Annotated in this window: 9 protein-coding genes; 6 read left to right on the plus strand and 3 right to left on the minus strand. The window is 71.2% G+C overall.

Annotation, left to right across the window (positions count from 1 at the left end; translation table 11 throughout):
- Position 1: 1 nt before the first annotated feature.
- Together JMJ56_RS12365 and JMJ56_RS12370 are read right to left on the minus strand one after the other, a co-directional pair.
- Positions 2-1,111, minus strand: coding sequence for a TRAP transporter substrate-binding protein (locus JMJ56_RS12365; RefSeq protein ID WP_202832076.1), 1,110 nt, complete (start codon positions 1,109-1,111; stop codon positions 2-4).
- A gap of 244 nt (positions 1,112-1,355) precedes the next feature.
- Positions 1,356-1,715, minus strand: a complete 360-nt coding sequence (locus JMJ56_RS12370) for a hypothetical protein (protein WP_202832077.1) — start codon at positions 1,713-1,715, stop codon at positions 1,356-1,358.
- A gap of 55 nt (positions 1,716-1,770) precedes the next feature.
- Here JMJ56_RS12370 and JMJ56_RS12375 point away from each other — a divergent pair, with 55 nt between their 5' ends.
- The 3 genes from JMJ56_RS12375 (at position 1,771) to JMJ56_RS12385 (ending at position 8,476) form a co-directional block, all read left to right on the plus strand.
- Complete coding sequence (locus JMJ56_RS12375) at positions 1,771-2,721, plus strand: ArsR/SmtB family transcription factor (protein WP_202832078.1); 951 nt, start codon at positions 1,771-1,773, stop codon at positions 2,719-2,721.
- 12 nt (positions 2,722-2,733) lie between these two features.
- Positions 2,734-6,228: a methionine synthase gene (gene metH / locus JMJ56_RS12380; protein WP_202832079.1), complete on the plus strand. Its 3,495-nt coding sequence runs from the start codon at positions 2,734-2,736 to the stop codon at positions 6,226-6,228.
- A 130-nt stretch (positions 6,229-6,358) separates the two neighbouring features.
- Positions 6,359-8,476, plus strand: a complete 2,118-nt coding sequence (locus JMJ56_RS12385) for a PAS domain-containing sensor histidine kinase (protein WP_202832080.1) — start codon at positions 6,359-6,361, stop codon at positions 8,474-8,476.
- Between the two features lie 51 nt (positions 8,477-8,527).
- On the opposite strand, the gene aroB is transcribed toward JMJ56_RS12385, so the two are convergent.
- Positions 8,528-10,267, minus strand: a complete 1,740-nt coding sequence (aroB, locus tag JMJ56_RS12390; RefSeq protein ID WP_328702365.1) for a 3-dehydroquinate synthase — start codon at positions 10,265-10,267, stop codon at positions 8,528-8,530.
- 89 nt (positions 10,268-10,356) lie between these two features.
- Here aroB and JMJ56_RS12395 point away from each other — a divergent pair, with 89 nt between their 5' ends.
- From JMJ56_RS12395 to JMJ56_RS12405, 3 genes are all read left to right on the plus strand, one after another.
- On the plus strand, positions 10,357-10,503 hold the full coding sequence (locus tag JMJ56_RS12395) for a hypothetical protein (RefSeq protein WP_202832081.1): 147 nt from the start codon (positions 10,357-10,359) through the stop codon (positions 10,501-10,503).
- 4 nt (positions 10,504-10,507) lie between these two features.
- Positions 10,508-11,410 (plus strand): tyrosine recombinase, encoded by a 903-nt coding sequence (locus JMJ56_RS12400; RefSeq protein ID WP_268884999.1) that lies wholly within the window; start codon positions 10,508-10,510, stop codon positions 11,408-11,410.
- A 287-nt stretch (positions 11,411-11,697) separates the two neighbouring features.
- A complete protein-coding gene (locus JMJ56_RS12405; protein WP_202832082.1) occupies positions 11,698-12,654 on the plus strand; it encodes an acetyl-CoA carboxylase carboxyltransferase subunit alpha in 957 nt (318 codons plus the stop codon).
- The last annotated feature ends 13 nt before the right edge of the window (positions 12,655-12,667 follow it).

Here is a 12,667-nt window from a genome sequence, read left to right on the forward strand (position 1 = left end):
GCTATTCGGGCCGTGCCAGGATGCCCCGGCTGGGGGCCATGATGGTGTTCCAGGTCTCGATGCAGTCGCCGCCGCAGCGGCGGACCCAGCTCGGCAGGATGACATCCCGCAGCAATTGGGCGCGGCGTTGGCGGTCGCGCGGCTCGTCGTCCAGCACGACCATCTGGCCGCGCGTGCCGCGCAAGCATTCCGGCCGGCCGGCGTTGCAGGCGAAGCCCTCCTCCGTCTCCTGCTCGGCTGCCCGCCAGATCTGTTGCTGCAATTCGCTGAGGCCGCCCTGCAACTGGCCGCGGATCTCGGGCGGGAGGGCCGCCCAGGCGCCTGCATTGGCGCCGAAGACGGAGACGCCCCAGCTGATCGCCTGCCGCGAGACATAGTTGGCGATGCCGGGCAGGCCGAGCGTGTTGCCGGAGAAGCTGCCGGTCACCGCGCATTCGACGATGCCGCCGCGCAGCGCGGCCGGGATGTCGGCGAAGGGGATCACCACCGGGGTCGCTCCCAGCGCCTCGAACAGCTCGCTCTGCCCGACCGAAGAGACGCGGATGCGCCGCCCGCCCAGGTCGCCGAGGCCGGAGAAGGGCTGACGGCAGAACACCACCTGCGACGGATAGGCGTAGATCGCCAGCAAGACGACATTGAAACGCTCCTTCAGCAGCGTCTCGAGCCGCGGGCGGAGCTGCGCCAGGGTCTGGCGGAGCGTGCCAATGTCGGGGTTCAGCACCGGTAGGTCCACGGCGTTGATCTCCGGCTCCTCGCTGGCCGAGACCGCGAGCGGCACCGTGCCGAAGGGCACCACGCCGAGCCGCATCAGCGGCAGCATCTCGGGCCCGCGGATGCCGCTGCGGTCGAAGGGGGCGATCTCCGCGCGGACCTGGCCACGGGTGAGCTGCGGTACCTGCTCGGTCCAGAAGGGCATCTCGTAGCGTGTGTACTGCGTGACGCCGCCCAGGCCGCCGACGATCTTCAGGCTGATCGGCGGGTTATCGGCCAGGGCCGGCACGGCACCGAACAAGGCGAGGCAGGCCAGGCAAGCGAACAGGAGCGACGCCGCACGCCGCGCGGCGCCGGGCCGGAGCGAAGGCCCGGTCAAGAAGTGCCGGCGCAGAACCATGAAACCCCTTCCTCTCGCGCCGGCAGGGGGCGGCGCCACGCCATGGGCTGGGACCATGATCCATGGTCCTCGGATCGCGGTCCAGCGTGCTGTCCCGTCGCATGACGGCAAATCCTGCCTCATCAAGCCGATGTCGCTTTCGGTCTTGTTAACTCGCCGCCTCGATTCGCCCCGCTCCCATTATATCCGGGTCTGTCACGAGTTTCGACATCCATCCGCGGCCACCATCGCGGAGCGCGGGCCTTCAGCCTGGCCTGAACCGCGCCGCCGTCACCGCATCCCCGCCGAGCGCCGCCAGCACCTGCGACTGGCCGGCCGCACTAGCGGCCAGCGTCACCACCCGCTCGAACCAGGGACAGTGCCCGCGGACCCGCGCCTGAAACAGCCGGTCGAGCGCCACCGCCGCCGCCGGTCGGCCGCCACAGCAGGTGCAGGCCACTGCATGCGCCTCCGCCGCGAAGGCCTCCACCGCATGGTGTGGCCGGGCCAGAGCAGGCACCTCGGCCAGCACCGCAGCCGGCGGCCCGTCGGCCAGCGCCCGATCGAGCGCTACCTCGTCCTCCACGAGCAACAGCGGGATACGCGCATCCAGGGTCCAGGCCATGGAATTCTCCTTCAGCCACTAGACATAAGGATATCTTTATGTGATATCCAGCGCCATGGATGAGCTTCTGGCCCAGCTGCGTGCCGCCGCCGAGCCGACCCGCCTGCGGTTGCTGGCGCTCTGTGCCCGCGGGGCATTCTGCGTCTCAGACCTCTGCGCGGTGCTCGGCCAGTCCCAGCCCCGCCTGTCGCGCCACCTGAAGCTGCTGGTCGAGGCCGGGTTGCTGGAGCGCCTGCCGGAAGGCGCCAATGTCTATTTCCAGGTTCCCGCCGCCGCCGGCCTCGTCCATCAACTGCTCGCCCGGCTGCCGGAGGAGGACCCGCTCCTCGCCGCGGACCGGCGCCAGGCCGCGCGGCTCGCCGCCGAGCGCGCGCGCATCGCCTCCGACGCTTTCCGCCGTCACGGTGCCGACTGGGACGAGATGCGTGCCCTCGGCCTGCCGGCTGAGGCGATCGAGGCGGCGCTGCTCGACGCCCTGCCAGAGCGCATCGGCCGCGTCCTCGATATCGGCACCGGCACCGGCCGCCTCCTGGAGCTGCTGGCCCCGCGTGCCGGGGCAGCGCTTGGCGTCGATGCCAGCCGCGACATGCTGGCCCTCGCCCGTGCCCGCCTGGCCGAGCGTGGTCTCGGCGCCCATTGCGCCGTGCGCCAGGCCGACATGTACCGCTTGCCGCTGCCCGATGCCGGCTTCGACCTCGCCACCATGCAGATGGTCCTGCACTATGCCGAGGACCCGGCCGCAGCGTTGGCCGAGGCCGCCCGCGTGCTGCGCCCAGACGGGCTTCTGCTGATCCTTGACCTCGCCCCGCATGGCCGGGCCGAACTGCTGGACCGCCACGCCCATCGCTGGCCCGGCTTCGACGATGCCGGGATCGCCGGCTGGCTCGGCCCCGCCGGCTGCGCGCCGCTGCCGCCCGTCACCATTCCTGGCCCGCTCGCCGTCCGCCTTTGGCCGGCTCGCCGGCTTGCGGTGCCCGTCGCCGCCTTGCCTGCCCTGACCTTCTAGGAAGCCCTCACCATGGCGCGTCCCCCCCTGCTCCAAGCCCTCCGCGACCGCGTGCTGCTCTGCGACGGCGGCATGGGCAGCCGCGTGCAGGCGCTGACCCTTGATGTCGACCGCGACTACTGGGGCAAGGAGAACTGCACCGAGGTGCTGAACCTCTCCCGCCCCGACCTCGTCCGCGAGATTCATCGCGGCTATTACGAGGCCGGGGCCGACATGGTGCTGACCAACAGCTTCGGCGGCTCCCCGGTGACGCTCGGCGAGTTCGAGCTGACCGAGCGCGCCTTCGAGATCAACAAGCTGGCCGGCGAGCTGGCGCGCGAGGCCGCCGAGACCTTCGCTGATGGCCGTGACCGCTGGGTGATCGGCGATATCGGCCCGGGCACCAAGCTGCCTTCCCTGGGCCATATCGCCTATGACGACCTCCAGGCCGCGCTCGAGGAGCAGTGCCGCGGGCTGATCGCCGGCGGCGTCGACGCGTTGCTGACCGAGACCAACCAAGACACGCTCTTCATCAAGGCGGCGGTGAACGCGGCCAAGGCGGCGCTGAAGCAGACCGGGCGCGACCTGCCGATCTTCGTCCAGGTGACGGTCGAGACCACCGGCACGCTGCTGGTGGGCCCCGACATCGCCGCCGCCTCCACCGTGGTGCATGCCCTGGACGTGCCGCTGATCGGGCTCAACTGCGCGACCGGCCCGCAGGAGATGGCCGAGCATGTCCGCTTCCTCAGCCAGAACTGGCCCGGCCTCATCAGTGTCCAGCCCAATGCCGGCCTGCCTGAACTGGTCGACGGTAAGACCCACTACCCCCTCGGCGCCGCGGAGATGGCGAGCTGGATGGAGCGCTTCGTCCGCGAGGACGGGGTGAACCTGATCGGCGGCTGCTGCGGCACCTCGACGCCGCATATCGCAGCCCTCGACGCCATGCTGCGGAAGAATGACGCCTGGCGCCCGGCCCCTGTCGCCCGCAAGTACCACTGGGTCCCCTCCGTCGCCTCGCTCTATGGGGCGGTCTCGCTACGGCAGGAGAATGCCTATTTCTCCATCGGCGAGCGCTGCAACGCCAATGGCTCCAAGGCCTGGCGCGAGCGGCAGGCGGCGCATGACTGGGACGGCTGCGTCGCCATGGGCCGCGAGCAGGTGGGCGAAGGCTCCAACAGCCTCGATATCTGCACCGCCTTCGTCGGCCGCGACGAGATGGCCGAGATGAACGAAGTCGTTACCCGCTTCACCTCCTCGGTCAATGCCCCGCTGGTGATCGACAGCACCGAGACGCCGGTGATCGAGGCGGCGCTGAAGCTGCATGGCGGCAAGCCGATCATCAACTCGATCAATTTCGAGGATGGCGAGGGCGCGGCGCAGGATCGCCTCGTGCTCGCCAGGAAGTTCGGCGCCGCCGTCATTGCGCTCACCATCGACGAGGTCGGTATGGCGAAGACGGCGGAGGACAAGCTCCGAATCGCGCGCCGCCTGGTCGACTTCGCTTGCAACAAGCACGGCCTGCCGCAATCCGACCTGCTGATCGACCCGCTGACCTTCACCATCGCCACTGGCAACGAGGACGACCGCAAGCTCGGCCAGTGGACGCTGGAGGGCATCCGGATGATCCGGGAGGAATTTCCCGACATCCAGATCATCCTCGGCCTGTCCAACATCTCCTTCGGCCTCAACCCGGCCGCGCGGCACGTGCTGAACAGCGTCTTCCTCGACCATGCGGTGAAGGCGGGGATGACCGGGGCGATCGTGCATGTCAGCAAGATCAAGCCGCTGCACCTGATCCCGCCGGAGGAGGTGGAGGTCGCGGAGGACCTGATCTTCGACCGCAGGCGGGAGGGTTACGACCCGCTGCAGAAGCTGCTCGAGATCTTCTCCGGCCGGAAGGCGGCCGACAACACGAAGAAGGTGCGGGCCGAGACGGTGGAGGGCCGCCTCAAGGACCGCATCGTCGATGGCGACCGCAAGGGGCTGAGCGAGGAGCTGCAGGACGCGCTCGACCAGGGCATCGCGCCGCTCGCCATCATCAACGACGTGCTGCTCGACGGCATGAAGGTGGTCGGCGAACTCTTCGGCGCCGGCAAGATGCAGCTGCCCTTCGTGCTTCAGAGCGCCGAGACCATGAAGGCCGCCGTCGCCTATCTCGAGCCCTTCATGGAGAAGATCGAGGGGCAGGAGAAGGGCACCATCGTCCTCGCCACTGTGAAGGGCGACGTGCACGACATCGGCAAGAACCTGGTCGACATCATCCTGACCAACAACGGCTACCGCGTGGTCAATCTCGGCATCAAGGTGCCGCTGGCCGACATGGTGGCGGCGGTAAGGGAACACCGGGCCCATGCCATCGGCATGTCCGGCCTGCTGGTGAAGTCGACCGTCGTCATGCGCGAGAACCTCGAGGAGATGAGCCGCATCGGCCTCGACGTGCCGGTGCTCCTCGGCGGCGCCGCGCTGACCCGGAACTATGTCGAAGATGACTGCGTCCGCGCCTATGCTTCCGGCCGCGTCGCCTATGCGCGGGATGCCTTCGACGGCCTCCACCTGATGGACAAGGTGACGGGCAACGGCTTCGACGACTACCTCGCCGCCCTGCAATCGAAGCGGAAGGGCAGGCCGCGCAACGAGGCCCGCACCCTCGGCACCGCCGACCCGCGCGGCTTCGCCCCCGTCGATGTCGCCTATGCCGAAGCGCGCCGCCGCCGCCTCACCGCGGAGGAGCCGGTGCCGGCGCCGCCCTTCTGGGGCGCCCGCGTCATCGAGGCGGCGCCGAAGGCGATCATCCCCTTCGTCAACGAGCGCAGCCTCTACCAATTCCAATGGGGCTTCCGGAAGCAGGGCCGTTCGCTCGACGACTTCCTCGGCTGGGCGAAGCAGGAGCTGCGCCCGGTGCTGAAGCGCATGCTGGCGCTGACCGAGGCGGAGGACATCCTTCGGCCCCAGGCCATCTACGGCTACTGGAAATGCGCCGGTGCGGGCAACGACCTCATCCTTTTCGAGGAGGATGGCGTGACGGAAGCCTGCCGCTTCACCCTGCCGCGCCAGCCCCGAAAGGACGGCGAGTGCATCGCCGATTTCATCCGCGACATCGGCGACGGGCCGGACCGGCGCGACGTGATCGGCCTGCAGGTCGTCACCGTAGGGCAGAAGGCCTCCGACGTGGCGCGGGTCTGGTTCGAGGATAACCGCTACCAGGACTACCTCTACCTGCACGGCCTCAGCGTCGAGATGGCGGAGGCGATGGCGGAGTATGTCCACAAGCGCATCCGCGCCGAGTGGGGCTTCGCCGGCGACGACGACCGCGACATGGACAAGATGTTGCAGCAGAGCTACCGCGGCGGGCGCTACTCCTTCGGTTACCCGGCCTGTCCGCGGCTGGAGGATCAGGTGCCGCTGTTGCGGCTGCTCGGCGCGGAGCGTATCGGCGTGTCGATCAGCGACGAATGGCAACTTCATCCGGAACAGTCGACCAGCGCCATCGTGCTGCACCACCCGCGGGCGAAATACTTCTCGGTGTAGTCATTGGACAGTTCCCTCCTGTGGCCCGGCTCCCGCGCCTTTGATCCGATGCGCCGGCATAGGCGTCGCGCCTCGCCGACGCGGCGCCTAGGATGCGGCGGAGACGGGCCGAAAGCCTGAGGAGCGGACCGTGCCAGAGGAAGGCCGAGGAGCGGCACCCGATATCGATGCGATCCGCAGCTTCGCCGAGTTGGCGCTGCATCCCATCGTCGTGGTCGCCGGCCCGACCCATCGCCTGCTCTACGCCAACCCGGCCTTCGCCGCGGCCTGCGGGCAGGATTGCGCCGAGCCGGACTGCCGCCCGACGGCCGAGTTGTTTCCGGCCTTCGCCGAAGGCGGCCATCTGGCGCCACTCGATCTGGTACGCACTACCGGCCGGCCGTTCCGGGCCGAGGCCAGGCGGCTGCCCTTCGGTGGCCCGGACCGGCTTTGGGATGTCGACGCCGTTGCGATCCGTGCCCGCGACGGCATCATCACAGGCGTCCTCGTCCAGCTCCACGATGTGACCGCGTTGCGCGGCCGGCTGCGTCAGGCGGAAGCCGCCACCGCCATGCTCGAGGCGGTGCTGGAGCACGCGCCGATCGGTCTCGCCATCGCCGGGCCGGAGGGCGGGCTGCAACGGCTCAGCCGGCATGGCCTGGCCTTTGCCGGGCGCGGGCTTGCCGAATGCCTGACGGGCGGACCCGCCGCCGATGGTTGGGCGGCGACGCGCGGCGAAGGCCAGCCGGAGGTGCTGCCCCTGGCCCGTGCCCTGACGCAGGGCGAGGCGGTGGTACGCGAGCCTTGGCTGCTCCGCGCCTGGGACGGGACGGAGCGCAGCCTCGAATGCAGCGCGGCCCCGGTGCGGGACTGTGCCGGGCGCATCGCCGGCGGCATCCTCGCCTGGACCGACCCGCCGGAGGCCGGGATCGGCCTCGATGCCCGTTATCGGGCGCTGGTCGAGGCCGGCGCCCTCGCCGTCTGGACCGCCGCGGCGGATGGGGCGGTGGTGAGCTTCGGCGGCTGGGGCCAGTTCACCGGCCAGACCCCGGCCCAGTCGGTCGGCTGGGGCTGGCTGCAGGCGGTCCACCCGGAGGATCGCGGCCGTGTCCGTGCCGATTGGGCCGCTTCCGTCGCCTCCGGCGAGATCTACGAGGCCGAATACCGCCTGCGCGGCCCGGGCGGCGCCTGGCGCTGGACCGCCGTGCGCGCTGCCCCGCTGCGTGACATGCGTGGGCAGATTGTCGAATGGCTCGGCGTCAACACCGATATCGACGCCCGCAAGCGGGCCGCGCGGGCGCTGCGCGACAGCGAGGCACGCTTCCGCACCCTGGCGGAGGCCATGCCGCATCTGGTCTGGCAAACGGATGCGAATGGCGAGCCGGATTACGTCAATTCCCGCTGGCGGGAGCTGACCGGCCTCGACCTGCCGCAGCTCCGCGGCGGAGGCTGGCTCGATGCCGTCCACCCGGAGGACCGCCAGCCCCTCGCCGCCGCCTGGGCCGCGGCCCGGGGCGCCACTCAGGATTACGACGTCGATGCCCGGCTGCGCGACCACGAGGGCCGCTACCGCTGGCACCGGGTGAAGGCCGCCCCCGTCTGCAACGCCGCCGGCATCGTCCGTCACTGGGTCGGCACCTGCACCGACACCGAGGAGCGCCACATCGCCGAGGACCGGCTGCGCGAGGCGTTGGCCGCCCGCGAGCAGCTGGCGCGCGAGGCCGATCACCGCATCAAAAACAGCCTGCAGCTGGTTGCTGCCCTGCTCCGCCTGCAGGCCGGGCGGGTGGAGGAGCCGGCGGCGCGCGAGGCGCTGGAGGCTGCGACCGCCCGCGTCCAGGCCGTGGCCGAGGCGCATCGCGCCCTGCAACAGAGCCCGGATTTCCGCAACATCCGCCTCTCCGACATGCTGCGCGAGTTGGCCGCCGGTGCGGCCGTGCATCACCCGGCTGCCGACATCCGCACCGCGGCGCCCGAGACGCTGACCCTCGATGCCGAGCGCGCCATCCCCCTCGCCCTCATCCTTTCGGAGCTGGTGACCCAGGCGCTGCGCCATGGTGGCCCAAGGGGCGGGCCTGTGCGGCTCTCCGCCCGGCTGGACGAGGGCGCGATCCTGGCCGAGGTCGAATGCCATGGCGACGGCGCGGGCTGCGGCAGCAAGGCGGGACTCGGCCAGACGGTGGTGAAGGCGCTCGCGCGGCAGATCGCCGCCACCTTGACGGAAGGGGAGGGCAGGGTGACCCTCCGCCTGCTTCAGGAACCGGGTTAGAGCGTGATCGCCGAAGGCTGAACTGGCTGGAGGCGACCCGGTAATCGTGGCCTAGGCCTCGCAACCCTCGTCACGCAACAGTCGCTCGACCGTCTCCAGCGGCACGTCGCCGGCGGTGAAGGCCTCGCCCGGCCCGCGCAGCAGCACGAAGCGCAGCGCACCCTCGCGGGCCTTCTTGTCCTTCCGCATCCGCCCGACCAGCGCCGTGGCGGAGAAGCGCCGGGGCAGGTCGCCGATCCGTGCCGGCATGCCGCAGGCCTGCAGATGGGCGATCACCCGCCCCGGCAGTTCCTGGCTGCAATGGCCGAGCCGGGCCGAGAGGCTGGCGGCGAGGCCGAGCCCCACCCCCACCGCCTCGCCGTGCAGCAACATGCCGCCATAGCCGCACTCCGCCTCCAGCGCATGGCCGAAGGTATGGCCGAGATTGAGCAACGCCCGGCCGCCCTCGGCGCTCTCCTCCCGCTCGTCGCCGGCGACGACGCTGGATTTCAGCCGGCAGCTTTCCAGCACCGCCGTTACCAGCGCCTCCCGGTCGCCGCCGACGAGGGCCGGGCCATGGGCCTCGCACCAGCGCCAGAACCTCTCGCCGGAGAGCAGCCCGTGCTTCGCCACCTCGGCATAGCCGGCGCGCAGCTCCCGTACCGGCAGGGTGCCGAGCGTCCCGCTGTCGGCCAGGACCAGCCGCGGCTGGTGGAAGGCGCCGACCAGGTTCTTGCCGAGCGACAGGTTCACGCCGGTCTTGCCGCCGACCGAACTGTCCACCTGGGCGAGAAGCGTCGTCGGGAGCTGGACGAAGGGCAGGCCGCGCAGCGCGACCGCCGCGGCGAAGCCGGCCAGGTCGCCCACAACCCCACCGCCGAGCGCCAGCACCGCCGTCCGCCTGTCGGCCCCGGCCGCCAGCATCTGCTCCAGCACGCGATGGAGCACGCCGATATCCTTGCTCGCCTCGCCGGACGGCACGGTGATCTCGGCAAGGATGGCGGTGCCTGTCTCGGCGAGGCCGGCCCGCAGAGTGGGCAGGTGCAGCGGCCCCACCACGTCGTCCGTCACCACCACCACGCGCCGGGTGGGCAGGACCGGGGCGAGCAGCGCCCCCGCCCGGGCCAGCAGGCCCTCGCCGATCAGGATGTCGTAGCCTCGCTCCCCGAGCGGGACCGAGAGGCGGATGGGGGGCTGCCACCCCTCCACAGCCTGCTGCACCCGGCGGGTGGTGACCTCGGGGCTCTCGTCGGAACAGGCGATCACGATATCGGCCTCGGCATAGAGGGGGTGGCGTGCCACCATCAGCCGCTCCAGCACCTCGGCCGGGTCGGCATTGAGGAACATCGGCCGGTGCTCCCGCCCGGCGACGCGCTTCAGCAGCGTCGCCATGCGGCAGTGCAGCCAAACGGAAACGGCGCCCGAGGCGCGGATGGCCGCCCGTGTCCGCGCATCGGCGAAGGCGCCGCCGCCGGTCGCCAGCACGAGCGGCGGCCCAGCCAGCAGCCGGGCAATTACCCGCCGCTCGCCATCGCGGAAATGCGCCTCGCCGTAGCGGGCGAAGATGTCGGTGATGGGCAGGCCGGCGGCCGCCTCGATCTCCGCGTCCGCATCAAGGAAGGGTAAGCCGAGGCGCAGCGCCAGGCGGCGGCCGATCGAGGTCTTGCCCGCCCCCGGCATGCCGACCAGCACGATGCTGCGGCCCGGCCGGGCAGGCGCGGGCTCCGGCCCGGCCGGGCCGCTCCAGATGGCGGTGTCCAGGGCCCCGGATGCGCCCTGTGGAACGATGGCGTTGGCGGTGTTGCGCGACACGATGCCAAGAGGCTAGCACACCGCGGCCCCGATGCGATGGGGCCGGCTTCATTGCCGAAGCCTATGTCTCTCCAGGAGCCCAGCCGCCCATGTTCCGCCGCCCCATCCTGTTGCTGGCCGTGATCCTGGTTGCCCTGGTGGCGGCGGGGCTGCTGGCGCTGGGCGCCTTCCCACCGGCCGCCACCCCAACCGCGGTGGAGCGCGTGCTGCCGAACGACCGCTTCCAGACCCGCTGACCCCTTGGCCGGCGCCCTCCGCGAGTCCTTCCTCGAGATGCTGGCGGCGGAGCGTGGCGCCGCCCTCAACACCCTCGCCGCCTACAGGACCGACCTCGAGGATTTCGCTGCCTTCTGCGCCCGGCTCGGCCTGGCGCCGGAGGCGGTGGGGCCGGAGCCGCTCAGCGACTATCTCCGCTCCCTCGCCGATCTCGGACTGAAGCCGCGGACGGCCGCGCGGCGCCTCTCGGCCCTCCGCCAGTTCTACCGCTTCCTGGCCCGCGAGGGCATCCGCCCCGACGACCCGACCGAGCTGCTGGACGGCCCGCGGCCGACACCGTCCCTGCCCAAGCCGCTGGCCGAGGAGGAGGTCGGGGCCCTGCTCGCCGGCGCCGCCGCCCTGCCGAAGGGCCGCGGCCCGCTGGCCGTCGCCGCGATCGAGCTGCTCTACGGCGCCGGACTGCGGGCGACTGAGCTGGTCACGCTCCCCGCCTCCGCGCTCCGCGCCGACCAGCCGATGATCGCGCTGCGCGGCAAGGGCGGGCGGGAGCGGCTGGTGCCGATCTCCTCCCGTGCCCGGGAAGCCGCCGCCGAGGCCCGCGCCGGGGAGGATGAGGCACCCCCCGGCGACCGTCGCCGCCGCTGGCTCTTTCCCTCGCGCGGCGCCTCCGGCCACATGACCCGCCAGGGTCTCGGCCTGCTGCTGAAGGAGGCGGCAATGGCGGCCGGCCTCGCCCAGGAACGCGTCTCGCCGCATGTGTTGCGGCATTCCTTCGCCAGCCACCTGCTGGCCCGCGGCGCCGATCTTCGCAGCCTGCAGATCCTGCTCGGCCATGCCGACATCGCCACCACCCAGATCTATACCAAGGTGATGGAGGAGCGGTTGCGGGCGCTCGTCGAGGCCCATCACCCGCTTGCGGAGAGTTAGAGCGGCCCCGTTCGTCCCGGCCGGCCAGGTCCATCGCGCCTTCGGATGCAAGGCATCCCCCGCATGCGGCATGGCGTCCCACAGCCGGCGCCGAATGGCGGGGGGGCCGGCCACCCTGCCTTGTCGGCCAGGTCATCGCGGCGGGTGAAGAAGCGCGGCACCGTTCCCTTGCGGGAGGCGCAGTGACGGGGCAGCAGGGTGCGGTACGGGATTGAATCAATGGCTGAAGTCCTGCCCACTCCGCCCCCGCTTCCGCAGCGGCAGCTTTTCCGCTAACCCCGCCCGCCATGCGCCACTTCCTGGATTTCGAGAAGCCGATCGCCGAGTTGGAAGGCAAGATCGAGGAGCTGCGTCGGACCTCCGATGCCGGCGGGATCGACGTTGCCGAGGAGGTCGCGCGGATGCGCGACAAGGCGCAGGCCCTGCTGAAGACCACTTATGCCAAGCTCTCGCCCTGGCAGAAGACCCTGGTCGCCCGCCACCCGGACCGGCCGAAATGCCTCGACTACATCCGTGCCCATATCGAGGAATGGACGCCGCTGGCCGGCGACCGCGCCTTCGCCGACGATGCGGCCGTTGTCGGCGGCCTCGGGCGCTTTCGCGGCCGGGCCGTGGCCGTGCTGGGCACGGAGAAGGGCAGCGACACCGAGAGCCGGGTGCTGCACAATTTCGGCATGGCCCGCCCGGAGGGCTACCGCAAGGCCCGCCGCATCATGGAGCTCGCCAGCCGCTTCGGCCTCCCCATCCTCTCCTTCGTCGACACCGCCGGCGCCTTCCCGGGCATCGAGGCCGAGGCACGCGGCCAGGCAGAGGCCATCGCCCGCTCCATCGAGGCGGGGCTCGAGGCGCCGGTGCCCTTTGTCGCCACCATCATCGGCGAGGGCGGCTCGGGCGGCGCCATCGCGCTGGCGGCGGCCGACCGCATCCTGATGCTGGAGCATTCGGTCTACTCGGTCATCAGTCCGGAAGGCTGCGCCAGCATCCTCTGGCGCGATGCCGCCCAGGCGCCGACCGCGGCCGAGGCTCTGAAGCTCACCGCGGAAGACCTCCGTCGCCTCAACCTGGTCGATGCCGTGGTGCCGGAGCCGATGGGTGGCGCGCACCGTGACCCGGAGGCCTCGCTCACCGCGGTCGGCGACAAGGTCTGGGAAAGCCTGGAGCCGTTGCTGGCGCTGGATGGCGCCACGCTGCGTGCCCGCCGCCGGGAGAAATTCCTGGAGATGGGCCGCAACAGCGTGGTCTAGCCCCGCATCCGCC

Source organism: Belnapia arida, from assembly GCF_016773205.1.
Taxonomy (GTDB): Bacteria; Pseudomonadota; Alphaproteobacteria; order Acetobacterales; family Acetobacteraceae; genus Belnapia; species Belnapia arida.